The organism is Yaniella soli, from assembly GCF_054782375.1.
The window spans coordinates 119,817-146,561 of the sequence record NZ_BAAGSP010000005.1 but is presented as its reverse complement, the minus strand read 5'-3'; the positions used below and the strand labels follow the sequence as shown (position 1 = coordinate 146,561).

General features: G+C 54.4%; 34 protein-coding genes and 1 other RNA gene. 21 read left to right on the top strand and 14 right to left on the bottom strand.

Annotated elements, in window-relative coordinates; all coding sequences use genetic code 11:
- Positions 1-231 precede the first annotated feature (231 nt).
- The gene (locus tag ACYVJT_RS04380) at positions 232-642 is read left to right on the top strand and encodes a hypothetical protein (protein WP_343956357.1); all 411 of its coding nucleotides are present in this window, start codon (positions 232-234) and stop codon (positions 640-642) included.
- On the opposite strand, the gene ACYVJT_RS04375 is transcribed toward ACYVJT_RS04380, so the two are convergent.
- Positions 639-1,025 (bottom strand): DUF1844 domain-containing protein, encoded by a 387-nt coding sequence (locus tag ACYVJT_RS04375; protein WP_343956356.1) that lies wholly within the window; start codon positions 1,023-1,025, stop codon positions 639-641. The genes ACYVJT_RS04380 and ACYVJT_RS04375 overlap by 4 nt on opposite strands.
- A 387-nt stretch (positions 1,026-1,412) precedes the next feature.
- Here ACYVJT_RS04375 and infC point away from each other — a divergent pair, with 387 nt between their 5' ends.
- The 4 genes from infC (at position 1,413) to ACYVJT_RS04355 (ending at position 3,764) form a co-directional block, all read left to right on the top strand.
- The gene (gene infC / locus ACYVJT_RS04370) at positions 1,413-2,099 is read left to right on the top strand and encodes a translation initiation factor IF-3 (protein WP_425579847.1); all 687 of its coding nucleotides are present in this window, start codon (positions 1,413-1,415) and stop codon (positions 2,097-2,099) included.
- Positions 2,100-2,226: 127 nt separating this feature from the next.
- Complete coding sequence (rpmI, locus tag ACYVJT_RS04365; RefSeq protein ID WP_029629501.1) at positions 2,227-2,421, top strand: 50S ribosomal protein L35; 195 nt, start codon at positions 2,227-2,229, stop codon at positions 2,419-2,421.
- Between the two features lie 72 nt (positions 2,422-2,493).
- On the top strand, positions 2,494-2,877 hold the full coding sequence (gene rplT / locus ACYVJT_RS04360) for a 50S ribosomal protein L20 (RefSeq protein WP_343956355.1): 384 nt from the start codon (positions 2,494-2,496) through the stop codon (positions 2,875-2,877).
- Between the two features lie 20 nt (positions 2,878-2,897).
- A complete protein-coding gene (locus tag ACYVJT_RS04355) occupies positions 2,898-3,764 on the top strand; it encodes a TrmH family RNA methyltransferase (protein ID WP_343956354.1) in 867 nt (288 codons plus the stop codon).
- On the opposite strand, the gene ACYVJT_RS04350 is transcribed toward ACYVJT_RS04355, so the two are convergent.
- Positions 3,761-6,739: an FtsK/SpoIIIE domain-containing protein gene (locus ACYVJT_RS04350; protein ID WP_343956353.1), complete on the bottom strand. Its 2,979-nt coding sequence runs from the start codon at positions 6,737-6,739 to the stop codon at positions 3,761-3,763. The two genes, ACYVJT_RS04355 and ACYVJT_RS04350, sit on opposite strands and share 4 nt — an antisense overlap.
- Before the next feature lie 201 nt (positions 6,740-6,940).
- Between ACYVJT_RS04350 and ACYVJT_RS04345 the strand changes: the two genes are divergently transcribed.
- The 14 genes from ACYVJT_RS04345 to ssrA all read left to right on the top strand — a co-directional run bounded on the left by ACYVJT_RS04345 (position 6,941) and on the right by ssrA (position 18,375).
- The gene (locus ACYVJT_RS04345; protein ID WP_343956352.1) at positions 6,941-8,167 is read left to right on the top strand and encodes a TadA family conjugal transfer-associated ATPase; all 1,227 of its coding nucleotides are present in this window, start codon (positions 6,941-6,943) and stop codon (positions 8,165-8,167) included.
- Positions 8,164-9,012 (top strand): type II secretion system F family protein, encoded by an 849-nt coding sequence (locus ACYVJT_RS04340; protein WP_343956351.1) that lies wholly within the window; start codon positions 8,164-8,166, stop codon positions 9,010-9,012. The genes ACYVJT_RS04345 and ACYVJT_RS04340 overlap by 4 nt, the downstream gene beginning before the upstream one ends.
- Positions 9,009-9,941, top strand: coding sequence for a type II secretion system F family protein (locus ACYVJT_RS04335; RefSeq protein ID WP_343956350.1), 933 nt, complete (start codon positions 9,009-9,011; stop codon positions 9,939-9,941). Before ACYVJT_RS04340 ends, ACYVJT_RS04335 begins: the two co-directional genes overlap by 4 nt.
- A gap of 19 nt (positions 9,942-9,960) precedes the next feature.
- A complete protein-coding gene (locus ACYVJT_RS04330) occupies positions 9,961-10,149 on the top strand; it encodes a hypothetical protein (protein ID WP_343956349.1) in 189 nt (62 codons plus the stop codon).
- A complete protein-coding gene (locus tag ACYVJT_RS04325) occupies positions 10,150-10,527 on the top strand; it encodes a TadE/TadG family type IV pilus assembly protein (protein ID WP_343956348.1) in 378 nt (125 codons plus the stop codon). It begins immediately after the preceding gene.
- Positions 10,508-10,933, top strand: coding sequence for a TadE/TadG family type IV pilus assembly protein (locus ACYVJT_RS04320; protein WP_343956347.1), 426 nt, complete (start codon positions 10,508-10,510; stop codon positions 10,931-10,933). Before ACYVJT_RS04325 ends, ACYVJT_RS04320 begins: the two co-directional genes overlap by 20 nt.
- Positions 10,930-11,361: a Tad domain-containing protein gene (locus ACYVJT_RS04315; protein WP_343956346.1), complete on the top strand. Its 432-nt coding sequence runs from the start codon at positions 10,930-10,932 to the stop codon at positions 11,359-11,361. Before ACYVJT_RS04320 ends, ACYVJT_RS04315 begins: the two co-directional genes overlap by 4 nt.
- Positions 11,362-11,401: 40 nt before the next feature.
- Entirely contained in the window at positions 11,402-12,508 is a 1,107-nt protein-coding gene (gene prfB, locus ACYVJT_RS04310; RefSeq protein ID WP_343956345.1) for a peptide chain release factor 2, read from the top strand.
- Positions 12,509-12,649: 141 nt separating this feature from the next.
- The gene (locus tag ACYVJT_RS04305) at positions 12,650-13,840 is read left to right on the top strand and encodes an acetyl-CoA C-acetyltransferase (protein WP_343956344.1); all 1,191 of its coding nucleotides are present in this window, start codon (positions 12,650-12,652) and stop codon (positions 13,838-13,840) included.
- A 146-nt stretch (positions 13,841-13,986) separates the two neighbouring features.
- On the top strand, positions 13,987-14,721 hold the full coding sequence (gene ftsE / locus ACYVJT_RS04300; RefSeq protein WP_343956343.1) for a cell division ATP-binding protein FtsE: 735 nt from the start codon (positions 13,987-13,989) through the stop codon (positions 14,719-14,721).
- Positions 14,721-15,635 carry a permease-like cell division protein FtsX gene (ftsX, locus tag ACYVJT_RS04295; RefSeq protein ID WP_343956342.1) on the top strand — a complete coding sequence of 305 codons (915 nt, stop codon included), beginning with the start codon at positions 14,721-14,723 and terminating at the stop codon, positions 15,633-15,635. The genes ftsE and ftsX overlap by 1 nt, the downstream gene beginning before the upstream one ends.
- A 61-nt stretch (positions 15,636-15,696) precedes the next feature.
- Positions 15,697-17,274: a peptidoglycan DD-metalloendopeptidase family protein gene (locus ACYVJT_RS04290; protein ID WP_343956341.1), complete on the top strand. Its 1,578-nt coding sequence runs from the start codon at positions 15,697-15,699 to the stop codon at positions 17,272-17,274.
- A gap of 109 nt (positions 17,275-17,383) precedes the next feature.
- Positions 17,384-17,893, top strand: a complete 510-nt coding sequence (gene smpB, locus ACYVJT_RS04285) for an SsrA-binding protein SmpB (RefSeq protein WP_343956340.1) — start codon at positions 17,384-17,386, stop codon at positions 17,891-17,893.
- 113 nt (positions 17,894-18,006) lie between these two features.
- Positions 18,007-18,375, top strand: a transfer-messenger RNA (tmRNA) gene (gene ssrA, locus ACYVJT_RS04280).
- Between the two features lie 65 nt (positions 18,376-18,440).
- Here ssrA and ACYVJT_RS04275 read toward each other — a convergent pair.
- The 10 genes from ACYVJT_RS04275 to aroA form a co-directional block, all read right to left on the bottom strand.
- A complete protein-coding gene (locus tag ACYVJT_RS04275) occupies positions 18,441-18,662 on the bottom strand; it encodes a helix-turn-helix transcriptional regulator (RefSeq protein ID WP_425579846.1) in 222 nt (73 codons plus the stop codon).
- Positions 18,663-18,668: 6 nt separating this feature from the next.
- Positions 18,669-19,586: an ABC transporter permease gene (locus ACYVJT_RS04270; RefSeq protein ID WP_343956339.1), complete on the bottom strand. Its 918-nt coding sequence runs from the start codon at positions 19,584-19,586 to the stop codon at positions 18,669-18,671.
- On the bottom strand, positions 19,583-19,885 hold the full coding sequence (locus tag ACYVJT_RS04265; RefSeq protein WP_343956338.1) for a hypothetical protein: 303 nt from the start codon (positions 19,883-19,885) through the stop codon (positions 19,583-19,585). Before ACYVJT_RS04265 ends, ACYVJT_RS04270 begins: the two co-directional genes overlap by 4 nt.
- A 9-nt stretch (positions 19,886-19,894) precedes the next feature.
- Positions 19,895-20,236 carry an AAA family ATPase gene (locus tag ACYVJT_RS04260; protein WP_343956337.1) on the bottom strand — a complete coding sequence of 114 codons (342 nt, stop codon included), beginning with the start codon at positions 20,234-20,236 and terminating at the stop codon, positions 19,895-19,897.
- Positions 20,237-20,248: 12 nt separating this feature from the next.
- Positions 20,249-20,395: a P-loop NTPase family protein gene (locus tag ACYVJT_RS04255; RefSeq protein WP_343956336.1), complete on the bottom strand. Its 147-nt coding sequence runs from the start codon at positions 20,393-20,395 to the stop codon at positions 20,249-20,251.
- Positions 20,396-20,583: 188 nt separating this feature from the next.
- The gene (locus ACYVJT_RS04250; protein ID WP_343956335.1) at positions 20,584-20,928 is read right to left on the bottom strand and encodes a FluC/FEX family fluoride channel; all 345 of its coding nucleotides are present in this window, start codon (positions 20,926-20,928) and stop codon (positions 20,584-20,586) included.
- Positions 20,925-21,383, bottom strand: coding sequence for a fluoride efflux transporter FluC (locus ACYVJT_RS04245; RefSeq protein WP_343956334.1), 459 nt, complete (start codon positions 21,381-21,383; stop codon positions 20,925-20,927). The genes ACYVJT_RS04250 and ACYVJT_RS04245 overlap by 4 nt, the downstream gene beginning before the upstream one ends.
- The gene (hisN, locus tag ACYVJT_RS04240; RefSeq protein WP_343956333.1) at positions 21,364-22,188 is read right to left on the bottom strand and encodes a histidinol-phosphatase; all 825 of its coding nucleotides are present in this window, start codon (positions 22,186-22,188) and stop codon (positions 21,364-21,366) included. The genes ACYVJT_RS04245 and hisN overlap by 20 nt, the downstream gene beginning before the upstream one ends.
- Positions 22,189-22,212: 24 nt before the next feature.
- Positions 22,213-23,313 carry a ribosome small subunit-dependent GTPase A gene (gene rsgA / locus ACYVJT_RS04235; protein WP_343956332.1) on the bottom strand — a complete coding sequence of 367 codons (1,101 nt, stop codon included), beginning with the start codon at positions 23,311-23,313 and terminating at the stop codon, positions 22,213-22,215.
- The gene (aroA, locus tag ACYVJT_RS04230) at positions 23,310-24,671 is read right to left on the bottom strand and encodes a 3-phosphoshikimate 1-carboxyvinyltransferase (protein ID WP_343956331.1); all 1,362 of its coding nucleotides are present in this window, start codon (positions 24,669-24,671) and stop codon (positions 23,310-23,312) included. The genes rsgA and aroA overlap by 4 nt, the downstream gene beginning before the upstream one ends.
- 250 nt (positions 24,672-24,921) lie before the next feature.
- Here aroA and ACYVJT_RS04225 point away from each other — a divergent pair, with 250 nt between their 5' ends.
- Positions 24,922-25,602, top strand: coding sequence for a sigma-70 family RNA polymerase sigma factor (locus ACYVJT_RS04225; RefSeq protein ID WP_343956330.1), 681 nt, complete (start codon positions 24,922-24,924; stop codon positions 25,600-25,602).
- Positions 25,599-25,886, top strand: coding sequence for a mycothiol system anti-sigma-R factor (rsrA, locus tag ACYVJT_RS04220; RefSeq protein WP_343956329.1), 288 nt, complete (start codon positions 25,599-25,601; stop codon positions 25,884-25,886). Before ACYVJT_RS04225 ends, rsrA begins: the two co-directional genes overlap by 4 nt.
- 77 nt (positions 25,887-25,963) lie before the next feature.
- Here rsrA and ACYVJT_RS04215 read toward each other — a convergent pair whose 3' ends face one another.
- On the bottom strand, positions 25,964-26,038 hold the full coding sequence (locus ACYVJT_RS04215) for a 50S ribosomal protein bL37 (RefSeq protein WP_425579850.1): 75 nt from the start codon (positions 26,036-26,038) through the stop codon (positions 25,964-25,966).
- Positions 26,039-26,088: 50 nt separating this feature from the next.
- Positions 26,089-26,700 (bottom strand): GDSL-type esterase/lipase family protein, encoded by a 612-nt coding sequence (locus tag ACYVJT_RS04210; RefSeq protein ID WP_343956328.1) that lies wholly within the window; start codon positions 26,698-26,700, stop codon positions 26,089-26,091.
- Between the last annotated feature and the right edge of the window lie 45 nt (positions 26,701-26,745).

Sequence of the window (26,745 nt, the reverse complement as noted above, 5' to 3'; positions counted from 1 at the left end):
CAAAGTAACTACTGATCCTTGTTAATGTGTTATGTACCAGCTTTTCATGGAGTGTGCACCTGTTCAAGAGGTTTTTAAGGAAAATTTGCAAAAACAGCGAGTCGTTAATCACACTCCAGAGCATTCGTCCAACCAAGTGACGCAGCCGTCACAATTCCAAGGCTGCTATGAAGCTACGCTGGAATAGTACATCGATCGTTGGACATTCTCTATTCATCACGGAGTTACTTCATGCCCCAGACATCGCAGAGCGCCAGACCATCACCGGTAGTGTTCCTTGTGGCTGCCGTCGTGGCCGGCCAAGCCATTGCACTTATTGTGAATGCTATCTTGACGTTCATCGACCCGAACTCCCAGGAGTTACCGGGTGTAGCAATATTCTTTCTGGGGTTTCTGTACGTGCTGGGTGCAATATGGCTCTTTGCCGCCGCCCGTGGGGTCTATCAAGGCAAAGCGTGGCCTCGCGGCGCGCTGGTCGTTGCTGAGGTGCTAGCAGTGATTGTGTCGTTCACGTTTTTTCAGTTGGGCGATGTCGTGCTGGGGGCGTCTCTGTTGATCTCAGGAGGTATCGTGTTGATCGGACTGTTCACTCCGGCGCTGAACGGACATCTTGTCCAGCGCCGAAGTCGTGAACAGGACTAATTGACTGGCCCGGTATATTTCTCGCCTGGGCCCTGCCCCGGTGGGTCTGGCACGACGGACTCGTCGCGGAATGCTAGCTGAAGTGAGCGCAGGCCATCCCGTAGTGGCGCTGCGTGGGCGGAGCCCATATCCGGTGCACCAGCGACGATCAAGCCGGCGAGAGCAGTGATGATCTTGCGTGCTTCGTCAAGGTCGATGTGGTCGCGGGCATTGGGCATATCGCCCAAACCGACTTTGACGGCTGCTGCAGTCATCAGGTGTACAGCAGTCGTTGAAATAACTTCAGCTGCGGGGACTTCGTGGATTTGACGAACTTGGTTCTCAACATCGTTCAATCCGAATTCATAAACGCCATCTTGTGCGTGATCATGTGGTTCAGTCATAGCTCCAAGCTTGGCATAACTCCCAGATGTAAAATGCCGTTCGACCAATTTTTCGTGCTGAGAGTAGCGCGACCAGCCTCAATGACGAATTGTGTTTAGTTTGAGATCTTGGTAGTGTTGGCAGGCGAATGATAAGTGGAGTGAACCTCCCACCCGCCGACGGACTGACTGTTTAGTTATCGGGTTGCCCAAGCGGAAACTTGCAGAAGTTTTTGTTTGAAGAACTGTGCGAATTGATTCGCAACTGTTTGAGCCTCCACTGTCTTCACAGGGAGGTATTTTTTATGCCTTGCTGTGAGTGCTAGCCATGGGAGTTGGCGAACACCAACACCAACCTACACAAGGAGATGTCTCATTAGCGAGCCAAGAGTAAACGAACGCATTCGCGTGCCCGAGGTCCGGTTAGTTGGCCCAGAGGGCGAACAGGTCGGCATCGTGCGCATCGAAGATGCGTTGCGGCTGGCTGTTGAAGCTGATTTAGATCTAGTGGAAGTAGCACCGAAAGCGAAACCACCTGTTGCAAAATTGATGGATTTCGGTAAATGGAAGTACGAGGCTGCAGTCAAAGCCCGTCAGTCACGAAAGAACCAAGCAACGACTCAGCTGAAGGAAGTTCGCTTCCGTCTGAAGATTGAAGACCACGACTACCAGACCAAGATCTCTCAGGCACAAAAATTCTTGAAGTCTGGTGACAAAGTAAAAGCTATGATCCAGTTCCGCGGTCGTGAACAGCAGCGTCCATCGCTCGGTGTGGAGCTCTTGGAACGTTTTGCCGATGATGTTGCCGAGTTTGGTGAAGTTGAATCCAAACCTCGTCAAGACGGACGAAACATGGTCATGGTCGTCGGGCCGATGCGCGGTAACCAAGCCACGAAGGGCAAGGGTGGAGCGCACAAAGAGCGTGACGGCGGTGGATCACGCCGCGATCGTCGCGCAGCTGCAGCTCGAGAGGCACGTGAAGCAGAAGCACAGCAAGCCGAGCCAAAAAACTCGATAGCTGATGCAATGCCAGAAGAACTGAAGCAGCAGGCGTCGGAATCATCCGATGGCCCGAAGCCAGGTTCAGAGCGCTAGATAGTCCAACTATCGCAAAGTTTTGTCCAAAAACTCAGAACATATTTTGGGCTAGAGAGTCTTGTGAAGAAGACTAAGACTGGTTTCAAGCGGAAGCCAGCGATCAACAAGAAGGAGAACGGCCCCCATGCCGAAAATGAAAACTCATAATGGTGCCCGCAAGCGCTTCCGCGTGACCGGGTCAGGAAAACTGATGCGCGAGCGTGCTAATCGCCGTCACTACCTGGAGCACAAGCCATCGAGCTACAAACGTCGCCTGAAGCCAGACGTCCCCCTTGCAAAAAGCGATGTCGCCCGCATCCGTCGCATGCTGGGTATTTAGTCCACAGCTATCTAGGTAGCGCAACAGAAGTCTTTCGTCCCGTCCCGGGAATATACAAAAGGAGTAGAACGCATGGCACGTGTCAAACGTTCGATTAACGGAAAAAAGAAACGCCGCACAATACTGGAGCGTGCTAAAGGTTACCGCGGTCAGCGCTCACGTCTGTACCGCAAAGCGCACGAGCAGCTGCTGCACTCGTACGTGTATAACTACCAGCACCGCCGTAAACGCAAAGGTGACTTCCGTCGCCTCTGGATCACCCGCATCAATGCTGCGGCACGTGCCAACGGCATGACGTACAACCGTTTCATCCAGGGTCTGAAACTGGCTGAAATTGAACTCGATCGCCGTATGCTTGCTGAAATTGCTGTCTCTGATGCAGAAACGTTCTCTGCACTGGTCAAGAAAGCAAAAGAAGCGTTGCCAGCCGATGTGAACGCTCCTGCCGCTAAGTAAGTCTTAGCGACTGAGAATATATGCGCACACGCCCCGTCAACTGGATGGATAACCCGAACGCCGACCGCGTGAAACGGGTGGCCCAGTTGGCGGGGCGTTCGGCCGTCCGAAACCGTCGTCAACGATTTCTGGCAGAAGGCCCGCAGTCTGCTACCGAAGCGATCCGTGCACACCTCGGATTGCTGGATCTATCGGCCCAGACAGCACAGTTTTGGCCGAAAGATCACACGGTCGCTGAGGTGTACTACACCCAACGCTTATCGTCGTCACATCCAGAGCTCGCGGGTTACATTGGCAAAATTACGGGCGATGTATTCGTCGCAGAAGCCTCCGATGAGGTCATGCATGCGATGTCTGATGCCGTAGTGCACCAGAACATCATTGTCGTTGCACATCTACCAAGGGTCGATCTGAAGCCCACACCAGACGCTCAGCTGGTTGCAAGCATGGTTCGCGTGCAAGACCCCGGCAATGCTGGAACAATCATTCGGACCGCCGATGCGGCAGGTGTCGACTACGTCATCGCCACACAGCGCAGTGTCGACGTGTACAACCCCAAGACGGTTCGTTCTAGTGCTGGATCGTTGTTCCATGTACCGGTGTATACCAATATCGATCTGCGGGAATTTGTCGCTGCCTATCAAGGCCGAGTCTTCGCAGCTGACGGCTATGGTGATCTTTCTTTGGATGAAGCGCCAGCGGCTGCGCTTATGCAAGCAACCGCCTGGTTATTTGGCAACGAGGCACAAGGTCTGGACACCGATGAACGTGACCTCGCTGACCAGCGTGTATCGGTGCCCTTGTATGGTCGGGCAGAATCCCTCAATGTGGCAACTGCTGCCACCATCTGTTTATATTCCTCAGCTATGGCGCAGCGTGGTGGTTAGTCGTTGGCCAGTTGGATTGCGAGTCCACCTGTGGGCTGATCAGCGCTGACTAATACTGCACGTCCGCGCACTGCTGGAACCGCGATGAGTTTGGGCCAGAGCATACGATGTTCCGGTGTCGAATTCGTGGGGAGATAGAAGCGATCAGGGATCATCCCAATCATCCGGCCACCGGCTAATTCTCTGCTGCCACATATATACATGGTTAACACTGCGCCGTACTGGCGCAACAGTTGGATTAACAGATCTTCTAACCCCTGGAAGTGTCCGGTCACCATCTGATGTATCCAGCTACCCCAATCGTTTATGACAACTACTGTGTCTTCTTGCTTTGCCATGTTTGTTTCTAGCCATTGCAGAAACTCTTTGAGAATATCCGGATCAGCATCAGATACGTGAAGATAGTAGTCCCAACCCTTCTCATCGCCTGGGAGCTGGCCGCCATCTAGAAAGACTTTCGTGTTGGTGGTGCCGAGCACGTATTCTTGAACAGTAGTTAGCGCTGCTTCGATACCGCTACCAGCCGTACCCACCCACGCGACAGATTTAGATAAGACTACGATATCGGTACGAGTTGAGCTCGGGCTGAGGATCACCGGATATTGCCTGCACGTTGCTGGATTATCGACCAAACCGACTACGGCAGATGAAGCCTCAATATGGTGCGTGTCCCGAAGGTCCTGATCATCGACATATTCGGGCAGGGGCGGGAGGATGATTGGGTTGGGGACTGGCATATCGGAAGCACGATCACTGAGCTCTTCGACGAGACTGGACCAGTCTGTGGTCGTTTGTAACACCTGTGAGGTTGTCTCATTGTGCTCAGTAACTGTGATGGGTTCATGTTCCAGTATGTACCGAGATGTTTGGAAAAGTCGCGGTTGGTCTGCTCCGGACTTGAAATACGCTCGCCCTGGTGTTGACGGTGAAATTCGATACGCGTCTGCGGTTCCTAGGACTTCCCACGAATCGTGTTCCGTAGCTGTTCGTAAACTCATACTAGCGCCGATATTGGCCCGAATATCGGCATTGACGGCGCCCTGGGTTCGTTGGGTGGCGATAATCAGGTGGAAACCCAAAGAGCGCCCTGTGGCCGCCAGACGGGCGAGTAAGTCTGCAGCCTCAGCGTTATCATCTACGAGCACCCGAAGCTCATCTATCGCCACAACGAGGCGAGGTAACACGAGATGCGGAAAACGGCGTCGAAAGGATTGGTAATCAGCCACCTGATGTTGCGCGAAGAGCAGCTCTCGCCTGTGCAATTCGGCAGAAATAGCATCCAACGAACGGAACGAAGTTGCGGCAACGTGATTTGTTTCAACGCCCATGGCGTGCGGTAATGAAGCCAGCACGTTGAATGACGAGCCACCCTTGAAGTCCAGCAGAACCATGGCAACTTCGGTAGGCGGATAGGCTTCAACCGCGCCTATGAGAACGGTCAGCAGTAACTCGGATTTCCCTGACCCCGTGGTTCCGGTAATCAGCAAATGTGGGCCGTCGTTCACCAGGTCGATAGATAAGCCCATGCTACCCGCCCCGACTCTGGTGAAGAGTTCGGTTGTTGTTCGATGCTGCATCGTGCTGGAAGATAAACTCAGATGCTGCAAAGAGGCCGTCTCTTTCGGCTGGTCTAATGCGATTTCTTTGGTAATCCGTTCCAAAGTCGGAGAACTTATGCCGGGTACCGTCACATTCGTTGCGCTGATAGTGCCCTGGATGGTTTGTGCTTGCAGGTTGACGACGGTGGTGTGGCTATCTGGAGTCTGTTTCGCATCGTCACAGAACACGAGGTGGTGTACCTCTGATCGCGGGACCGTCGCAGGATCATTGGTCACTTCAACACTTGATTCACCGCCCAACGTCCTATTGTCCACGGTGAAGCCGGTACCTGTCGCCTTCGCTTGACGCAGTAGCTGGGCAATGCACCAGTTCTTGACTGGTCGAAGAATGGAAGAATCGCCGACCACTATCGTTCGAGCTCCCGGTTGGCATGTGAGAATAATGCCGACTTCACCGACGAGATACTCATCCCAACGCGAGGCGTCTTGAGTCTGCGTCAGATCGGCTTTTCGGAGCCCCGGACCCAGATACAGCACGGGATGTTCGGTTTGTGTCGACTGAAGGCCCAGCGGATCGGGATGGTGCGACGATAAAGCTTGCACAAACTCGTGCGGAGTAAAAATGCATCGCTGGAATGACTCAGCTGTGCGTTGTAATGCAGCCCCAATTTTGTCGGCAAAGACGCGTCGAGCACGTCGATACTGACCGATCATCACGGCAGCAATGATCACCGAAATACCGGAAAACAGCAGAAAGTACCACATTCCTGTCATAACCATCAGCACGACACCAATTACCAAGGGTGCGGCAGCTCCAATGACTTGCAACACGATGTTGGGAGGTGAAGGCGGCTGACCAGGATGGATTTCGAACGGTCCAGGCGCTTTCGGGGCGTCTAGGTGGTCGCCGACACCGCGGTGCAGGATGAATTCCGATCGTCCTGCCTTCCAAGGTTCATCGTCTGCCCAGAGCTTCGCTGGTCTACCAACCGGTGTGATAAGAATTCCGTTCGACGAGAGCTGGATATCAAACGCGTGTGCGGATAGCCAAGGGTCCCGTATCCGAGCCTTTGATCGGCCTCGACCCACAGATAACGGTCTCCGTGTCAGCGGAAAAACACGTCCAGAGTCGGGACCGGCACTCGTGACCAAGGATAAGCCGGAGGTCGGTTGATGACGCGGTATAGACCCGCTGGGCTTTGCAACAATCTGTCCTACACCATCAGACCACCGGGCTGATAGGACCTCTGCAGATTGCGCTGTTAACGGCCCGTCATGAGTGAAGAACTCGAGGGCCTTAGCATGTGGCAGCACCTCTGTGAGCACTCGTGACAACTCACCCCCGCCTTCAGACGGAATCCGGTTGAGATGCCACCAAGTGGGTTCGGTGGTCAGCCCGAAAATCTGCAACAGCATGGTCATCCTTTCAACACTTGATGGACCCCATCATGCTAGGGAATACTGAAATGAGAGGGTGCGGCGCACAAGGTTGGGGATAACTCAAGTTCCATAAAACTTATCCACAAAGCGCCCATGAGGCCTTGAAACCATCTGCGGAATAAATAGAGTGAAACCTGTCACAAATTCTTAGGCGTGTGAAGTTGATTTTGGAGCAAGATGCAAGCGAAACAATTGTTGGAACTAGAAGTTCGTGAGCTAATTCGATCTCGCGGCATTGATCCGGCGGGACAGCCTGATGAGGTTCGAGAGCTCGTAGCAAGTGCTGCTGCTGACTATGACGCGCGCAGCATGCATGCACCACTGCCCATGCTGGACGATATCCCGACTACCCAGCAGGAGATTTTCGACGCCGTTGCAGGCTTTGGCCCGTTACAGCCATTGTTAGATGATCCAGAAGTTGAAGAGATTTGGATCAACTCGCCTTCCCAGATCTTTTGTGCACGGTCTGGTGTCACTGAACTCACCAACATTTCGTTGTCCACCCAGGAAGTCGCTGATTTGGTGGAGAAGATGCTCAAATCGAGTGGTCGTCGGCTTGATTTGTCGACGCCGTTTGTTGATGCGGCGCTCCCGGATGGTTCGCGTCTCCACGTAGTCATCCCGGATATCACGGCAAAACATTGGGCGGTGAATATCCGGAAGTTCGTTGTTCGGGCTCACCGTCTCAACGATTTAGTCCGGAAGGGTAGCTTGACGGCTCAAGCTGCCGCATTCCTGGACGCAGCTATCGGAACTGGACTGAATGTATTGGTTTCAGGCGCGACTCAGGCCGGTAAGACTACGCTGATCAATTGCTTGGCTGCTTCTATCGGACCGCGTGAGCGAGTCATTACAGTTGAGGAAATCTTCGAACTCAAAATACCTCAGCGCGACGTCATCAATATGCAATGTCGTCAGCCCAACCTTGAAGGTATTGGCGAAATATCCCTGCGAAGATTGGTCAAAGAAGCGCTTCGGATGCGCCCCGATCGAATCATCGTAGGGGAGGTTCGCGAAGCAGAAGCACTCGATATGCTAGTGGCCTTAAACGCGGGTTTGAGCGGCATGTGTTCGGTCCATGCCAACTCCTCATACGATGCATTGACCAAAATCTGCACGCTGCCACTACTCGCCGGTGAGAATATTAGCCGGGACTTTGTCACCCCAACCGTTGCCAGCTGCTTTGATTTAGTTGTTCATTGCGCTCGCAAACCCAACGGCCATCGACAAGTCACAGAGATTCTATCGGTTGGACAACGAGTCGAAGGCGGCATCATTGAGTCATCTCCAGTGTTTCAGATGGTCGATGATCACCTGACTTTCAACCCTACGGGTCTCATAGATCATCCAAAATTCGCCGATACCGGGATCGATATCCGATCTGTTGTGGGGACGACTGCATGAGCGTCGTTATTGGTTTAGGACTCGGCGCCGGATTGCTGCTCATCTGGTGGTCCTTTTGGCCAAGAAAACCTCGACGTGGGCATATCAAACCCTCTAGGCTCGAGCAATTGGTGGCCAGGAGTGGGATCAGACGTATCACGGTTTCGGGTGTGATGACCCTGTCGTTCGTCCTAGCCTTCATCGTATTCATAACTTTGACCGCATTGACCGGCGCTGCCTCAATCGCGCTGTGCTTTGGACTGTTTGCTGGAGCCCTACCGTGGGTGGCTTTGAACTGGCAAGCAAAGCGCCGTCAGACGGCCCTTCGAGAGATATGGCCAGATGCCATCGACAACCTTCGATCAGCTGTCCGAGCAGGTCTGACCCTTCCGGAAGCGCTGGCACAGTTAGCAGAACGCGGACCTATGGAACTTCAAGATGCGTTTGCGAGTTTCGCCAATGATTATCGTTCGGGAGCCCGATTTACAGACGCTTTAGATCGTCTCAGACAAACGCTATCTGACCCCACCGCAGACCGATTGATCGCAGCCCTACGGGTCACCCGTGAAGTTGGCGGCGCTGATATTGGTCGTCTGTTAGAAACTCTGTCGGATTTCTTACGCGACGACTCTCGTACGCGAGCTGAACTTGAAGCCCGTCAATCGTTGACAGTGAATGGTGCCAGGTTGGCCGTTGTTGCACCGTGGGCAGTGTTGTTACTCCTAGCAACCCAACCTGAGGCCGCGGCAGCTTATCAGTCGGTGGCCGGGTTAGTCCTCCTACTGGGCGGTATAGCAGTTTCAGTCGTGTGTTATCGACTCATGTTGCGTATCGGTGCTCTGCCCGCAGAACGGAGGGTACTGTGACCGCAACGCTTTGGCTCGCTATTGGTTTGGCTAGTATTGGTGGCATCGGTCTCACGATGCTGGCGATGGTTGCTCTTCGTTTCAATAAACCTACGTTGGTTCAGCGTGTCGCCCCACAGATGCGAGGACCGGCACGCACTCACCAAACTGAGCCACAGTCGCTGACGGCGCTAGGAACCCTTTCCACCATCACCGCGCCGATCATCCAATCGGGCGTGAACCAGCTCAACAGATTGAACCTGGGGAACATTCAATTGAACGCCCGACTTGCGCAGGCGGGGTCGAGACTTAATATTGCAGACTATCGGGCACAACAATTGGTGATGGCGGTGGCAGCAGCTGCCGTGGCAACTGCAGGATGCATTTGGGCTGCGATCAACCACGCTTTGCATCCCTTGCTAGGACTGGTCCTTGTACTCACGGCCACGATCTTGGCGTTCTTTGCCCGAGACAATCTTCTGACCACACAAATTAACAGACGACGGGCAAAGATTCTCGCAGAATTTCCAACAATCGCCGAGCTGCTGGCGCTATCCGTGGCAGCTGGCGACTCCGCACGCGGTGCGCTCGAACGCGTTGCTACCACGGCAAACGGTGAACTCGCATATGAATTTAGTATTGTGCTGGCTGATATTCGATCTGGGGATGGACTCACAACGGCTTTGAAAGCATGCTCGGATAGGCTCCAGCTCAATCCTGTCGAACGCTTCATTGCAGGCCTTACAGTGGCCCACGAAAGGGGCACACCGCTGGCGACCGTTCTTCATGCGCAAGCCACGGATGTTCGTGAACTGACAAAACGCGAACTGTTAGAAGTCGCCGGCAAGAAAGAAATCGGGATGCTTGTTCCACTTATTTTCGGCGTCCTACCACTGACCGTAGTGTTTGCGGTCTTTCCAGGGCTCTCACTCCTCAACATCGGACTCTAACCTTGAAGGGAAAATCACCTTGCATCTTATCACTCTCCTCCTCACACACCTATCACCCGAGAATGTGGCTGATGAACGCGGCGATGTACCCGGCTGGGTCATGATTACGCTGATGACTGCCATCCTGGTCGCAGGGTTACTTGCCATCGCTGGCCCAGCGCTGAACGGCTTATTCGAAGATGCAATTAGTAGAGTCTCTGACGCCTAAATGTCCGGGAAAAACGAATCCGGGTCGATCGTTGCAGAATCTGCAATGATCATCGCGCTGATCACACTGTTGTGTGGCACTATTTTGCAATTAGGCGTCGTCATCCATACGAGAAACACCATGATTGATGCGGCCTCGGCCGGTGCACGTCACGCAGCACTGGCCGATAGAACTTTGGCGGACGGTCAACAGCGCACAACAACCCTGCTCACCACAGCCGTTCCAAATGCCGAATCTGCCGAGGTAAGCATTAATAGAGCCGCTGACGGAGAACTCATTAGCGTGACTATTACCCACCGTGTTCCACTCCTGGGCTTTATCACAGGCCCCATCCCACTATCAGCTACAGCCCAAGCGTATGACCTCACACCGCAATGACAACGGCTCTGCCACAGTAGAATTCATCGGGCTGTGTATCATCCTGCTCATACCGGCGATCTATTTGCTCGTAACTATTTCCCAGCTCCAAGCTGCAGGCTATGCCGTGGTGGCGGCATCAGACCAAGCTGCAAAAACTATTGCCCACACATCGGACAATGCTCAAGCCGAGGCTCGTGCGATCAACACAGTCCACCTGACTGCGGAAAATTACCAGCTCGATCCCGACACAACGCACACAACAATTCAATGTAGCAACACATCGTGCACTACACCTGGCACTCGTATAACAGTCAACGTATCGATCGACGTTCCGCTGCCGCTTATACCAACGTTTCTTGGCACTCAAACGAGCGTCGCCACGATGGATGCCACCGGATACCACGTGATAGGAGAATTTGAATGATGAAACGTGTCCGGCACGACGACGGACAGACCTCAATCTTCGTCATCGGTGCCACGGTTATCGTGCTCCTCTTCGCCTTGACGATCACAGCAATTATGGCTGTGACGTTGCAACATCGAAAGTTGTTGTCTTTGGCCGATTCGGCAGCTCAAAGCGCCGCCACCTCGTTTACTATTGCCGATCCTCAGGAGTTGTCGCCGACCATCACCAACAGCACGGCCACACGCCAGGTCTCAGAACATTTGACAAATGTTGATGCTGTGCAGCGGTTTCCAAACCTCAACATCGAATCAGTACGCGTCATCGGAGATACCACGGTCGAAGTGCAACTATCTGCCACAGCCCATCCTCCCATTGTGAATTGGGTAATCCCAGCGGGGGTACAAGTGGTAGCTGAAGGCACGGCGCGTACGCGTCTCGAACAATAGTTTATGACCTGCACCCCATATCGCGTATCCTTGAAAGGCCATGGCTGATATAGACTTTTCCGCAGAAATCGCAAATCTGCGCCACACATACGAATCCATCGAAGCCGTATCTGACATTGAACAGATACGAGCGGACGTTGCTGAGCTCTCCGAAGAAGCCAGTGCGCCTAATCTCTGGGATGACCCAGCCGTGGGACAACAAGTGACTTCGGCCCTGTCGCGGAAAGAAAATGAACTCGGGCGCCTGACCTCGTTGTACTCTCGTATTGATGATTTGGAAGTCATGGCGGAGCTCGCCCAAGAAGGCGAAGACACTGACCTCTATGCTGAGGCTGCCACGGAATTAGCCAGCATCTCAAAATCCTTGACCCAATTAGAAACCGTGACGCTACTCAGTGGTGAATATGATGAGCGCGAGGCCGTCATTACCATTCGAGCGGGTGCTGGGGGAGTGGACGCCTCAGACTTTACTCAGATGTTACTGCGTATGTATCTGCGCTGGGCCGAGCACAATGGGTATCCTGCCAAGGTTATGGACACCTCCTATGCTGAGGAGGCTGGGCTGAAATCGGCGACTTTTGAAGTCAATGCTTCGTACGCATACGGCACGCTATCTGTTGAGGCGGGAACGCATCGACTCGTGCGCATCTCACCGTTTGATAACCAGGGCCGTCGGCATACGTCATTTGCTGCTGTAGAAGTTGTTCCTTTGATCGAGACTGATGATTCGATCGAAATTCCGGATACCGACCTGAAAATTGACGTTTTCCGTTCCTCAGGCCCGGGCGGGCAACACGTGAACACTACTGACTCTGCGGTTCGCATGACCCACATCCCCACAGGAATTGTGGTTTCTATGCAAAACGAAAAATCACAAATTCAGAACCGCGCGGCGGCCTTACGCGTGCTGCAGTCTCGACTCTTGTTACTTCGCAAAGAAGCCGAGGATGCCAAGAAGAAGGAGCTTGCGGGCGACGTGAAGGCGTCCTGGGGCGACCAAATGCGCTCCTACGTTCTTAACCCGTATCAAATGGTCAAAGATCTCCGCACCAGCCATGAAGAGGGCAACCCGGAGAAAGTCTTTAATGGGGAAATCAACGATTTTATCGATGCTGGTATCCGGTGGCGAGCTGAAGGCCGTCACTAAGAAAAGGTAGACAAAACTCAGCTGAGTTCAGTTAATGGCCTTTCACTGAAAGTGGAAAAATAGTCTTATACAAGTGTCCGGTTTATGGTGTTTTTGAACTACAATGTGTTTGAAGCCACGCCATACAACTTAGGAGTCCCTTTGTCTACACCTTCGCCACGTGATGCAGTGATTATAGGTGGATCTCGCACCCCGTTTGGGCGGCTGCTTGGTTCTCTCTCCGGGCACTCAGCTATTGATTTGGGCGCCCACGCGATCAAAGCCGCCATGCTCGATGCAAACCTATCGGCCGAGACGGTAGATACCGTCGTGATGGGCCAGGTGATCCAAGCAGGGGCAGGTCAAAATCCCGGACGTGAGGCAGCGCTTCATGCTGGTATCGGTCGCGATGTTCATGGCATCACCATCAATAAGGTGTGCCTATCGGGAGCGACCGCTGTGATAGATGCGGCACGGATGATTGCGCTCGGCGATGCCGACGTGGTCGTCGCTGGCGGGCAGGAGTCTATGACAAACGCGCCGCACCTCATCCCGGGCTCCCGTGCCGGGCATAAATACGGTCCCGTTACCATGTTGGATGCAACTGATCATGATGCACTCAGCGACCAGGGCAGTGGGGTTTCCATGGGAGTGCTGACGGAACAGGGCAATCAAAAATTTGGTTTGAATCGTGCCAGCCAGGACGAGGTGGCTGCTTTGTCGCACCAGCGCGCCGAGGCTGGGAGGGACGTACGTGGCGAGGAAATTGCTCCGGTTGAGATCCCACAACGCCGCGGTGAGCCAATGCTCTTTGATGCAGATGAAGGAGTGCGCTCGAACACCACGGCAGACAGCTTGGCAGACCTGCGCCCAGCTTTCGCACAAGACGGTACGGTGACGGCTGGCAACTCGTCACAACTTTCTGATGGCGCTGCGGCCCTCGTCGTCGCGTCTCGTGACTACGCTGAGCAGCGCGGGCATACGATTCTGGCGACGGTTGCTGGTTACGGGCAGGTAGCTGGACCGCGTGATTCCCAATTGCATTCGCAACCGTCGAATGCAATTGCTGCCGCAACGAAGCGCTCAGGCTGGGAAACTGAAGACTTGGATTTCATTGAAATCAACGAGGCATTCGGGGCAGTTGTCGTGCAATCCCTCAAAGACCTCGATTACCCGCTTGAGAGAACGAATCTCTATGGTGGTGCCATCGCGCTTGGCCATCCAGTCGGTGCATCAGGAGCACGCCTCGTGCTGACCGCGTCGAAAGAACTCGCGCGTCGCGGCGGTGGAAGGGCTGCCATCGCTTTGTGTGGCGGTGGCGGCCAAGGCGAAGCTATTTTGCTTGAACTCTAGAAATATTTTCAACACACCGTAAGCACCAGCCCCAAGATCCCACGGATGTTATCGAACCGTGATTAGTCTTGAAGGGCTGGTGCTTTTACTTCCCCAACAAGGCCGAGTACCGGTGAGCCGCGTGCCGGTTCGGCCTAGGAAACAACATGATCCGATTCGAAGATGTCACGAAGGTTTATGACACGACCTCGCGTCCTGCCCTGGACGGTGTGACCACTGAAATAGAACGCGGCGAGTTCGTATTCTTAGTTGGTCCGTCAGGGTCGGGGAAGTCAACATTCATTCGGCTCGTACAACGGGAGGAAAAAGCTTCCTCAGGCACCGTGTATGTTTCCGGACGCGACGTCGCCCGACTCTCATCGTGGCGAGTGCCGCATCTACGCAGGGATCTTGGAGTCGTATTTCAGGACTTTCGACTTCTCCCGAACAAAAATGTCTTTTCGAATGTCGCGTTTGCCATGCAGGTGCTGGGCAAACGCCGAGGACTGATCAACCAGGCAATCCCAGAGGTGCTTGAAACCGTTGGTCTCGAAGACAAAGGGCGACGCTTTCCGCACGAATTATCCGGTGGTGAGCAACAGCGTGTTGCCATCGCTCGTGCCGTCGTCAACCGGCCAGCGATCCTTCTTGCAGATGAGCCCACCGGTAACCTCGATCCGGAAACGTCCTGGGGCATCATGGAAGTGCTCGACAAAATTCATCAAAACGGTACCACAGTCGTCATGGCCACCCACGACCACGAAATAGTGAACACCATGCGTCGTCGTGTTGTAGAACTCGACCAGGGCGTGGTGAATCGTGACGAAGCTGAAGGTGGCTACCAACCCGCCGACACCACCGCTCAACTGCAATCTCGGTTGAGAAAGTCGGAGGTGAACTAGTGCGATTCGCGTTTATTGTTTCGGAAACGCTTTCTGGTATTCGCCGAAACCTCTCAATGGTCATCTCAGTTGTTTTGGTGACCTTCATTTCACTCACGTTCGTTGGATCCGCTGGATTATTGCAAATGCAGATCAACCAGATGAAGGGTTACTGGTACGACCGCGTCGAAGTCGCCATCTTCCTCTGTAACGACACCTCCACCGCGGCTAGCTGTGCTGGCGGGGCCGTCACCGACAGTCAGCGCGACGCCATCGAAGCGCAACTTGAGTCCCAACAAGCCACCGCATACGTCGAAAGCTACGAGTATGAGTCCCAGGATCAGGCACTGGAACTGTTCCAAGAACAGTACTCAAATCTCGACATGGCTGACAGCGTGACAGCGGACCAACTGCCAGAATCCTTCCGAGTTTCACTGGTCAATCCAGAGCAATACGAAGTGGTCAACGAGATGTTTTCGGGCATGGCTGGTGTCGAGGTTGTTTCGGACCAACGGGAATTACTGGAATCACTATTCTCTTTGATGAATATTGCTTCGGTCATAGCTATTGCACTTGCTGTGATCATGTTGATCACAGCCATCTTGCTGATAGCTACGACCATTCGTCTCTCCGCCTTCTCGCGACGGCGGGAAACGGGGATTATGCGCCTTGTCGGTGCATCTAAAACCATGATCCAGCTGCCATTCTTAGCAGAAGGTGTTGTCGCGGCCATGTTGGGTGCGGCTTTGGCCTCGATAGCCACCTGGGCGATCGCAAAATTCTTTATCGCCGATTGGTTGGCTAGTGAATACCCACAAACTGGCTTCATCTCATCAGCCGAAGCCCTATGGCTTGTGCCCCTGTTATTCGTTATCGCTCTCATACTCGCCGCAGTGTCTTCGATGCTGACGCTGAGGCGCTACCTCAAAGTGTAAATATTCCGAAGATGCTAACTACCGAGCCACATTCGAACTTCAAACTGAAGATACTTTGCACGTGTCTGAAGGAGACATGAACATGATTCAACGACGGTTCTCAAATGCTTTTGCGGCCGCAGGCATCATTGCCGTCCTTGGTGTCACTTCCGTAGTACCCGCCTTTGGGCAGGACCGAGTCGACCGGCTTGAACGTGAGCTTGATGATTCCAGGGATGAACGCGATCGATTAGACGATTCGCTGTCGAACTTGAACGACGAGAAGGAAAATCTGGATTCTGATCGCGGTGATCTCAATGCATCACTTGAAGGTCTCGACGAGGACATAGCAAACAAGGTCACCGAACTCCAAGACTTGCAGGACGAATTGCCAGGCGCCCAGCAAGCCGTCGAAGATGCTGAGGCCCGCGTTTCAGCGGCTCAACAAGAGGTGAACTCACTCAACAATCGAGTGGCTGAAGCAGAAGGTCGGTTATCTGATATTCAGCAAGAAATCGAAGCGTCTCAGCAAGAACTGAACCTAGCCCAAGATGAAGTTGGGCAGATTGCGGCCGATGCATATAAATCTGGTGGCGTAAATGACTTGTCGTTCTTACTCGGTGTCTCAGACTCATCACTTCCCGAAGCAATGGGGATGGCTCAGCAAGCGCTGCGTATCCAAGATAGTCAGATCGCCGATGTCTCACAGGAAAATGCCCAAGATGTCAATGCTGAAGCACGATTGGAAGCCGTTGAGGCAGAGATTCGCGAATTGAAATCTCAGGCTGAAGACGCGCTGGCTGCCGAGAAAAGCGCTCGTGAAGAAGCCAATACTGCCAAAGAGGAACTCGACGGCATGATTGACACGAATGAACGTCTGACAGAAGAGCTCGAAGCAGAACGTCCACGTATCGAGTCGGCAATCGAAGAGAACCGGTCGGCGGCAAGTGATGTCAATGAGCAGATTTTGGAACAGCAGGAAAAAGTAAACTCCCAGTCGTCGGAAATCTCAGACCTTCAATCCGAATATGACGAGGCGGTCGCTGAAGCGGAAGCCAAACGCAAAGCAGCTGCAGAGGCGGAGCGAAAAGCGCGTGAGGCAGAGCAGCGTGCTGCAGAACAGCGGGCAACACAAGAGCAAAAAGAGTCTGCCGCCCAAGCCCGTGATGACGCAGATGAAGCTGATCAAGAGTATCAAGCAGCTGAGGAAAAGGTCACCGAGCAGGCGGCCGATACCGGCAGCGCATGGGGTCTGATTGTGCCAATCAATACCTACCAGACCTCCGGATTTGGCTGGCGTCCAACGCCCGCTGGCAGCTACGATTACGGTGGTCGCGGCGGGTACGTCCACACCGGTATTGACTACGGTGGAGGATGCGGCATCCCAATTAAGGCAGCACGGTCCGGCACTGTTATCAATGCAGACTGGGCGGTCTCGACAGCTGGTAATCGTGTCGTGATTGACCACGGCACTGTCAACGGTGACCTGTTAGCTACCAAGTATCACCACATGACCCGTTACGTCGTCAGCCCAGGACAATCCGTTTCCCAAGGTGAAGTCATCGGCTACACCGGGACCACTGGTAACTCCACCGGTTGCCACCTACACTTTGAAACACTCCGCAACGGTTCAGCGGTCAACCCCGCTGGTCTGCTCTAAATGTCAACCACCATTACGCCCTCATTCGGTCACACCGGCTGAGGGCGTTGCGTTGACAGGGCATGTATAATTGCAGGTTGGACAAAATTGCTGTGCGGAAGGAGTGAGAATGTCCAAGAAATCTGGTCGCAGTAAACCTGCCCGTTCAGATCGACAAGTTATCGCTACCAACCGCAAGGCACGCCACAACTACACCATTAAAGATACCTTCGAAGCTGGGATCGCATTGATGGGGACCGAAGTGAAGTCACTGCGCGATGGTCATGCCTCGATTGTGGATGGTTTCGCGATGTTCACAAACAATGAGCTGTGGTTAGAAAACGTCTACATTCCCGAATATGGTTATGGGACGTGGACGAACCACTTTGCGCGTCGACGTCGAAAGTTATTGTTGCATCGTAGCGAGCTCAACAAGCTGCAACGTGAAGTCGACGCAGCCGGTACTACGATCGTGCCTCTATCCATGTATTTCAGGGACGGTAAAGCCAAAGTAGAGATCGCCCTGGCTGAAGGTAAGCGTGACTTTGATAAGCGTCACGCGCTGCGTGAGGCACAAGATAAACTTGAAGCCCAGCGCGCCATGCGCGAAGCAAATCGTCGCGGCAAATCGATTCTGTAAGGCCTTTACTCGTTCAGGAATAAAGACGAAGCGATTTGGGTTGTACATAGTACGCTTCTGCATTAGAGTGGAACGTCCTGGCAACGCCGGGTGCTGTTATAAAAACAGAATATGGGGATGATCGGTTTCGACGATGTGAGTTGACGTAAGGTCAGCGTGCCGAGGACGCAAAGTCACCTCGTAAACGCCCTTTGCAACCAATTAAGTGCCGATTCTAAACGCACTGACTTCGCTCTCGCTGCCTAAGTAGCGAACGAGTCCGTCAGCCCAGGGATTGCTATCGTCCTGGTGCCTGGCGTCGCTTAGATAGCCACTGTCTGCCACCCCTGTCGGGGGAAGTGGCAGAGACCTAAAGCCGACTAGACCGAACAGTTGCTAGTTTGCGAGTCAACTGTGGTCGATAAAACTCCGAGCAGACTGCGCACGGAGAAGCCTAACGGATGCCACATCGGACCGGGGTTCAATTCCCCGCATCTCCACAACAATGGCCCGGATTCCGCAAGGAATCCGGGTTTTTTGTTTAATGCTGTCCAGTTGCCAGCTCTGCTTACGCCAGTCTAGGAAATGGCTCGGTTGAGAAGATGACTTCCATGGGAACGTCGAAGTAGTCTGCGATCTTCAAAGCCAAATACAGGCTGGGGCTATATTCTCCGCGCTCCAAGTACCCGATGGTTTGGTAATGGACTCCCAAGGCTTCGGCCAGATCCTTACGCGAGACCTTTCGCTCAGCACGCAGCATCGCGATTCGGTTGTGAACTGTTTCGGACACTGAAGCCTACACGCCCCAATCCTGTTGAATATCCCGCCGCCGGGCCGCGAGGGTCGAACCAGATTCTCTGCGCGCCATTCGACTCGACAGCTTCGGAGCCAATGCCATGCCGACGATCGCCCACGTAGCAAGCACCACGAAGACCCACTCTATTCGCCAGGATTCAGTAACTTCCACAGATGCCATCGACTCAGGCAGCATCGAAGCACGGAGACCAAGACCGAACCAATACAACGGAAATACTTGTGCAACCCATTGAAGCCATATGGGCAGTGCTATCAACGGATAGAAGATCCCTGAAATGCCGATCAGACCCATCACCGGCAGCATCACGAGGCCCATGTTCTTCGGGCTATTCACGAGGGCACCGACGACGGCGCCGATGGCCAGTGTTGCGACTAATCCGAGCAACATCACCAGGGCAAAGAGCAGCCACCGGTCAACACTGCCAAAGATAAGCCCGTCGAAGAGCAGCAGTCCAGCAGCCAGTAGGATAAGCGTTGAGACGATCGTAATGATCGCATTCGCGGTGATCTCACCGACCAGATATCCGGTCGTGCCGCCCGGTACCGATTTGGATCGTAGCAACGTACCATTTGTTCGATCCATCGATAAGACGCCGGCAATCCCCATTACGGCGCTGAACAGTACGCTCATCGCAATCAGGCCGGGAATGTTCATCGCTCCCAAAGACACCGCCGCCCCGTCAAGGTCGACCCGATTCAAGAAGAGTAATACGACGACAAAGATCACCAAGGGGATTACCATGCCGAGAACATCCCCGAGAGATGCCAGCTGAATCTTCGTGGAGATCATGCCCCGACGTAGGCCGGTTCGGTAGGCATTTATCGTTGGGTTCGTCGATGGACTACGCGATGACTTCGGTGCGGGTTGGGTATTAGGTGACGTAGGGTTCGTGGTCATCGTGCAGCCTCCTCGAAGTCTGTCACTGTGACAGTCTCCCCTTGTTCAAATTGTTCGACGATGGACAGGTATGCATCTTCAAGGGTGGTTCGTGAGATCTCTAAATCTGTCACGGCGTCACCCGCTCTGGAGAGTAACTCGCGCACAAAACTGGTGGCATCCTGACTGGCGTGCACGTGGTGGTGACCATCCTGCTTCCACCGGACTTCGGCGGTGCTTGAGACAGCCTCCATCAGCTGCAGCGGTGAACCGTCTGCGATGATGCGGCCACCAGCCAAAATCACGATACGACTCGCCAATTTTTCTGCCTATGCTAGGTCGTGCGTGGTCAATACGATGGTAGTATCTTCGAGATCGCTGAGTCGATGTACCAGTTCGTGGAACTCCCGACGCGCCTTGGGATCGAAACCGGTCGTAGGCTCATCCAGAAACAACAGTGGTGGGCGTCCAAGGACGTCGAGTGCAACATCGAGCCTGCGGCGTTGTCCGCCCGAAAGGGTGTTAATTTTTTGGTTTGCTTGTTCGGTGAGACCGACAAGCGCGAGTAATTCTTCGGTGGGCCATGGGTCGACGTATGGACGATAGTAGTCGGCCATGTGACTCAAAATTTGTTGTGGACGCCATTTGCCGTGATCATTTGAATTCTGCAAAACCACACCAACTTAGGACCGCCACGACTCGTCAGCAGTGGCCGGGTCTGCGCCCAAGACCGTGACCTCGCCGCCGGAACGGGCCCGGAAGCCTTCAAAAATTTCAACGATTGTGCTCGTGCCGGCCCCATTTCGGACCGAGGACCGCGACGACTTCATGGGCGTTAATCGTGAGGTCAATGCCGTCCAAGACCTGCTTGGTGCCATAGCGTATCTGCAGTCCACGTGTAGAAATCACCTGGTCGGGTACGTAGTGCTGGGCCATACAACCAATAGCCACTCTATTCGTCAGAATGTAGCACCTATACTACATTTTGACGCAGGGCTTGGGTAGGTGCGGGCGTAAATTAATGCAGGAACAGTAGTGTCAGGCATGCACCTGTGAGGCCGGCAACAACCGACAAGCCAGTGTGCAGCACCCAAATTTTCGCTGCGCTAGCGGTTTTATCAAGACGCTGTTCGGCAGCCTGAACAGCCACGGTTGAAAACGTGGTGAGGGAACCAGCAAAACCGCCAATGATCGCTTGCATGACCACTTCGTTCAGTTCCAATAGCAGTGCCAGGCTGACCGCGATGCCTGCAATACATGAGCCAATCATGTTTACGATTAAAATGCCGTGGTGGGGAAGGTAATAGTCGGCGAGATACCGCACGACAGCTCCCAGCATCGCCGCGATCACGAAGATCATCATGGTTTGTCCTTGGCGAGGTGCCTACCAAGTTTGATGGTACCGAGGGTGATCATCGTCGTAGCATATAGGAAGGCAACAAGTCCCACCAGGATGACCAAGGCCACGAATACTCCCTGGCTTATGGAACCGGCCGTGAAGACAGCCTGGCCTGCAGTGAGGCCGATGAAGGCGACGGCGAGCGCGGACATCGTTGTGAAAGCACCCAAGAAACCGGTGGTGATGCCTTTGGCCCACGGTTCAGGCACCTGCCGTTGCCCGGTATAGCCCGTGACGAGACCGAGCAGTGCCGCGCCGATGACGTTGATGAATACGATGGGTAACGGATCGAGCGCGGTGAGCGAAGCATCCAACCAGGTGGGCCAGGGGAGGAACACCCTGGCCACAGCACCGAGTGCACCACCGACCGCTACGGCAGCCAGTGTTGCAGGGCGCGGTTTAGGCACGCGATTGGCCACGAAGTTCAGGATTGAGACGTTCCAAGACATCGTCGTGGAGATGACGATTGGTTGCTAACCCGTGCCCGCCCCAAGGCCCTGGTTCACCGTCGAGCGAGGTAAACGTTCCGCCGGCTTCGGTCACGATGGGCACCAGGGCTGCCATGTCGTAGAGTTCCAGCTCTGGTTCACAGGCGATATCCACGGCACCTTCTGCCACCAACATGTACGACCAAAAGTCACCGAATGCACGGACGCGCCATACATCTGAGGTCAGCTGAAGGAACTCGCTGATGTTGCCGCGTTGTCGCCATCCTTCGATGGATGAAAAGGACAGCGACGCGTCGGAGAGTTCCGTGACATCGGAAGCGTGGATGCGTGAAGCATTGGATAGTGATTTACCGGTGTAGGCACCGCCATCCTCGTAGGCCCACCAACGGCGCGACAGGGCAGGAGCTGATACGACACCCACGACGGGGCGGTCGTTATCAACTAAGGCGATCAGTGTGGCCCAGACAGGCACGCCGCGCACAAAGTTCTTGGTTCCATCAATGGGATCGATAATCCAACGACGTTTTGATGCACCGTCGGTGCCGAACTCTTCTCCGGTGACGGCATCCCGTGGACGAGCACGCCGAAGCTGCTGACGAATCAGCTGTTCGGCAGCGCGGTCAGCATCCGAAACCGGGCTCATATCCGGTTTGGTGGAAACTTCGAGATCGACAGCCTGAAAGCGTGACATGGTCAGTGCGTCAACGGCATCCGCGATCACCAGCGCCAGGTTGAGATCTTCACGGTACCCCTGACGGGGTGTGGAGAGCTGCATAGTGGTGTGCCTTCCTATTGGGGTTTAGTCAAAGTCGTCGGTTTCTATCCGGTTTGCTAACAGCCGTCGCAAGGACGCGAGCCGTTGGGGGCCGGAGTCTCCGGCGTGACCGGAGGCCACCCATCCATCGAGGGCACAACCGGGGGAGTCCTGTGTGTGGGTACAACTGCGAGGACACTGTGTGATGGCGGGGCCGAGTTCCTCGAACGCTGCGACCACAGTATCTGGATCCACAAAGCCCATGCCAAACGAACGGATCCCGGGAGTGTCGATCAACATCGACGTCCCTGCCTGATTCAACGGGATCGCCAGCGTTGACGATGATGTATGTCGACCGCGACCTGTCACAGTGTTCACATGTCCGACGGCGCGATGAGCACCGGTCAGGGCATTGAGCAGGGTAGATTTTCCTACCCCCGAGGGGCCGATCAGCGCGGTAATACGGCCGTGTAGACGGTTCTCGAGCGCGTCCAGATCGGCTGGATGCAAGATCGGGGAGGCGCTGGTATCTTCGTCTTCGGCATTGGAGGGGCCGATGGTAAAAATTTCTAAGTCCAGGTGTGCATAGTGCTCGAGCAGTGTCCCAGGGTCCGCGAGATCAGATTTCGTGATGCACAAGACCGGGGTGATGCCAGCATCGAACGCGGCCACCATGGCGCGATCAATGAATCCGGTGCGCGGCTCTGGATTCGCAGCGGCCACAACAATCACCAGTGTGTCAGCATTGGCCACCACTATCCGCTCGTATGCGTCAGTATCGTCGGCAGAACGTCGTAGGACGGTTTCTCGTTCACCCAAGCGGACAATGCGAGCCAGGCTGCCTTGTTCACCGGAGGTGTCACCGACAAGATCGACGAGGTCGCCGGTGACGATGGCGGTGTTGCGCATTTCTCGGGCTCGCATGGCTGTGAGGTAGCGTGCCTTCTGGCCCGATTGCTGTTTCGTTTTCCGAACTGGCGCCATGTACACCGTGTAACGACCGCGGTCTACGGTGGTGATACGACCGGTGACGGCGTCTTCATGTGCCGGACGTTCTTTGGTCCGCGGTCGTGAGCCACGTTTTGAGGGACGTTTTGGTGCCGAACTTTCGTCATAGCGAGAGTAATCGATACTGAAACGGCTCATGCGCGGATCTGCCGTTTCCCGGAGACTAGTTGTGTCCACGCGAGTGGAAAATCAGGCATGGTTTTCGCCGTGGTGGCCACGTCAGCAATGCTGGTGTTGTTGACACGCAGGCCGATGATTGCACCGTAGGTAGCCATGCGGTGGTCGGCATATGAGTCAATGACCGCTGGCTGGAGTTGATAACTGCCGGCAAACGCAAGATAGTCGTCGCCTTCCTCGACGGTGGCGCCAAGCTTTTTGGCTTCGGTCGTGAGTGCACTGAGGCGGTCTGTTTCGTGCCCCCGAAGGTGCCCGATGTTGGTGAGTCGAGTTGGACCCTCGGCGAGCATAGCGATAGCGGCCGTGGTGGGTGCGAGTTCAGCAAGGTCGCTGATTTCGCCACCACCGGTAATGACCGGCTGGCCTGCCGCAGTCAGGGCCCCGGTGACCGTGAGGTCGCCGTAATTTGTACCTGACACAGGTTCGAACGTGACTTCAGCGCCGAACCGCGCCAGAAGGGTGCGCCATCGGTCGCCAATTTGTGTGGTTTCCATCGGCCAATACGGGACCGTGACACGGCCACCTGTCACGACGGCAGCGGCAAGATAAGGGCCGGCGTTTGATAAATCTGGCTCCACAGCACTGTCACCGGCCGTGATGGCGCCCGGGGGAACAACCCAACGATCGGGTTCAGGCGTGGTGACCGAGACACCAGCTTCTGCCAGCAATGCGATCGTCATGGCAATATGTTCCGGGCTCGGGGTGTGTTTGCCCGTGTGACGAATATCTAGGCCATCAGTGCAGGTGGCACCGATCAACAGCAGTGCCGAAATGAACTGAGAGGATCCTCCTGCGTCAATGGATACGGTGCCTCCAACGGGTGCACCGGCACCGTGCACTGTCAGGGGCAGATGCGTCACCTTAGACTGCTGCTCTGCTGTGATCTTCACACCGGCTTGGATCAACCCATCGATCACCGGCCCCATAGGCCGAGCATAGGACTGTTCATCGCCATCAACCAGGACGGTTGCATGGGTACTTGCGGCAACGCCGGGAATGAAGCGCATGACAGTGCCTGCTAGGCCCGAGTCCACGGTGATGTTGCCGGTCGTGTCGGCGTGTTTGATCGGGGTAATGTCCAGAACGGTCGGATCATCATTGACCCGGGTAAATGATGCGCCCAGTGCGGTCAGGGCAGCAACCATTAAATCAGTATCCCGCGACACCAGCACGCCTGTGAGCCGTGAGGGTGTTTCCGACAGGGCAGCTAACACGAGGTGCCGGTTCGTCAATGACTTGGAGCCAGGTAACGCCACGGTGGCAGAAACCGGTGCGCTGGCAAAGGGGGCAGCCCACTCTTCACCGGGGGCAGGAGTCATTGTGACCAACAGATACCTCTTTCAATCGTATTTAGCGTTGTGTGTGACACCTTCCAAGATACCTTGTTATCGCCCTCAGCGTTGTCGATGGGCCTGTATCGAGGGGAATAATTCTCTCACTCTTCCGGCTGTACCTGCTAGAAGAATGTATGTGGTCGCATAATGGGAGGGTGTTGTTATACCAGTGCTGACGATCAATGCGCCGATAGAAACATCTCATGTGACAGATTTGAGATTAGACTGGGCCGGGATGACTCATTTGCCTTCTGATATTCCCGCCGCCGATGACGGATCTCGTATCGATCCAAAGGCTGAGACAGATAATCAGCGTCGTGCCCGTTTCGAACAGGATGCGATGCAGTACCTGGATCAGCTGTACTCGGGTGCCTTGCGTATGACGCGTAATCCCGAGGATGCCGAAGATTTGGTCCAAGAAGCTTTTGCTCGGGCCTACTCTTCGTTTCACCAGTACAAACCTGGAACAAACCTACGGGCTTGGCTGTTTCGTATTTTGACCAATACGTACATCAATATCTATCGCAAGCGTCAGCGTCGTCCTCAAGAGGCTGACGGTGATGGTGTGGAAGATTGGCAGATGGCTCGAGCTGCGGAACATTCTGCCACTGGTCTTCGCTCTGCCGAGACCGAGGCGTTGGATTATTTGGCGGATAGTGACGTGAAGAACGCGCTCGCTAAGATTTCTGAGGATTTTCGCATACCGGTGTATTTAGCTGATGTCGAAGGCTTTGCATATAAAGAGATTGCCGACATTTTAGACGTGCCGATTGGTACAGTCATGTCTCGGTTACACCGCGGGCGGCGCAGTTTGCGGGAGCTACTGACCGATTACGCTGCGGACCGCGGTATTCAAGGCGCAATCGAATTGCAGAAGAAACAACACGCCAAGGCATCGGAGGAGGACCAAAAATGACACACGAAACTCAAGACGTTGGGACCGAGTCCGACGATTGCGCTCAAAACGGTGGTTGCACCGAATCCCGTATGGATAGTATTTATAAGTATTTAGATGGGGCGCTGGAGCAGCAGGATTTTACTGAGGTCCGAGCTCATATTGAAAACTGCACACCGTGCCAGTCGGAGCATGATCTAGAGATTATTATTCGCGACGTCGTGCGTCGTTCGTGCGATGAAAAAGCTCCAGAGTCTCTCAAAGATAGAATTCTTCACCGAATTGAGGCTTTGAAGACCAGCTAGACGCTGAGGCGTCACGATACAAGTAGGGCTGAACCATCTGGTTCAGCCCTACTTGTATCGTGTTGATCGACTCGGCACTACGAGTTCGGGCGCTTACCCGAGTTTGCGCGTGTCTTGCGACGATCCTTACGTTTACGACCACGTTGACTCATCGTGATGCTCCTTTCCGTCGTGGGGTTCCAAGCTATATTATCATTCTGGCTTAGCCATTAATGTTCGGGTCAACGATTCCAAGCCAGTCGAACCATCCGCGATTGAGCACGAGCCAGGCAATGAGTCCGTAGGCTGCTTGCCCGGGCAGGCCTTCGTTGACCATGAGGTCCTCGTTGAAGTTTTGGTGGTTCACAAGATCTGTAAATGCATCGACGTAGAGTACGTCGCGTCGTTCCGCGACCCCTTGGTAGGCCTCATTGAGTTGGGCGAGGTGGCGGTTCGTCTCGTGGTCTTGTGTCGGTGTGGGGCCGACGACGAATGTTGCGATGTTGTGTTGCTTGGCTCGGTCGAGGATATTTGCCAGGTGCAGTCTTGCACGTGCTGATGAGCCGGCCATGGCGACTGGGTCGTGGGGGACCGCAATGATCATACGGTTTTCAATATCTTCGGTGGCGAGGCGGGGCAGGACTTCGTGCTCCCAGCGGTCGGACATTTCCTCTGTGGTCTCGTTGGGGAACACTAACGGATAGGACTCTATTTGTAGGTCTGGGATTTCGGTTTTTGCTAAAACGCGCCCCAACCAACCTAAGCCGCGTGCGTCGCCAACTCCGGTGAGTGTTTGGGCTCCGATGGAGAACAACCGGATGTTTCGAGTGTGCACGAAGTTTGCCTCTTTCAACTAGCGTTCTTTTGTCTCCACTGTAGC

Coding starts and splice junctions, on each gene's coding strand:
- ACYVJT_RS04380 (WP_343956357.1), top strand. CDS start 232: ATGCCCCAGACATCGCAGAGCGCCAGACCATCACCGGTAGTGTTCCTT.
- ACYVJT_RS04375 (WP_343956356.1), bottom strand. CDS start 1,025: ATGACTGAACCACATGATCACGCACAAGATGGCGTTTATGAATTCGGA.
- rpmI (WP_029629501.1), top strand. CDS start 2,227: ATGCCGAAAATGAAAACTCATAATGGTGCCCGCAAGCGCTTCCGCGTG.
- rplT (WP_343956355.1), top strand. CDS start 2,494: ATGGCACGTGTCAAACGTTCGATTAACGGAAAAAAGAAACGCCGCACA.
- ACYVJT_RS04355 (WP_343956354.1), top strand. CDS start 2,898: ATGCGCACACGCCCCGTCAACTGGATGGATAACCCGAACGCCGACCGC.
- ACYVJT_RS04350 (WP_343956353.1), bottom strand. CDS start 6,739: ATGCTGTTGCAGATTTTCGGGCTGACCACCGAACCCACTTGGTGGCAT.
- ACYVJT_RS04345 (WP_343956352.1), top strand. CDS start 6,941: ATGCAAGCGAAACAATTGTTGGAACTAGAAGTTCGTGAGCTAATTCGA.
- ACYVJT_RS04340 (WP_343956351.1), top strand. CDS start 8,164: ATGAGCGTCGTTATTGGTTTAGGACTCGGCGCCGGATTGCTGCTCATC.
- ACYVJT_RS04325 (WP_343956348.1), top strand. CDS start 10,150: ATGTCCGGGAAAAACGAATCCGGGTCGATCGTTGCAGAATCTGCAATG.
- ACYVJT_RS04320 (WP_343956347.1), top strand. CDS start 10,508: ATGACCTCACACCGCAATGACAACGGCTCTGCCACAGTAGAATTCATC.
- ACYVJT_RS04315 (WP_343956346.1), top strand. CDS start 10,930: ATGATGAAACGTGTCCGGCACGACGACGGACAGACCTCAATCTTCGTC.
- prfB (WP_343956345.1), top strand. CDS start 11,402: ATGGCTGATATAGACTTTTCCGCAGAAATCGCAAATCTGCGCCACACA.
- ftsE (WP_343956343.1), top strand. CDS start 13,987: ATGATCCGATTCGAAGATGTCACGAAGGTTTATGACACGACCTCGCGT.
- smpB (WP_343956340.1), top strand. CDS start 17,384: ATGTCCAAGAAATCTGGTCGCAGTAAACCTGCCCGTTCAGATCGACAA.
- ACYVJT_RS04270 (WP_343956339.1), bottom strand. CDS start 19,586: ATGACCACGAACCCTACGTCACCTAATACCCAACCCGCACCGAAGTCA.
- ACYVJT_RS04255 (WP_343956336.1), bottom strand. CDS start 20,395: ATGAAGTCGTCGCGGTCCTCGGTCCGAAATGGGGCCGGCACGAGCACA.
- ACYVJT_RS04250 (WP_343956335.1), bottom strand. CDS start 20,928: ATGATGATCTTCGTGATCGCGGCGATGCTGGGAGCTGTCGTGCGGTAT.
- hisN (WP_343956333.1), bottom strand. CDS start 22,188: ATGCAGCTCTCCACACCCCGTCAGGGGTACCGTGAAGATCTCAACCTG.
- rsgA (WP_343956332.1), bottom strand. CDS start 23,313: ATGAGCCGTTTCAGTATCGATTACTCTCGCTATGACGAAAGTTCGGCA.
- aroA (WP_343956331.1), bottom strand. CDS start 24,671: ATGACTCCTGCCCCCGGTGAAGAGTGGGCTGCCCCCTTTGCCAGCGCA.
- ACYVJT_RS04225 (WP_343956330.1), top strand. CDS start 24,922: ATGACTCATTTGCCTTCTGATATTCCCGCCGCCGATGACGGATCTCGT.
- rsrA (WP_343956329.1), top strand. CDS start 25,599: ATGACACACGAAACTCAAGACGTTGGGACCGAGTCCGACGATTGCGCT.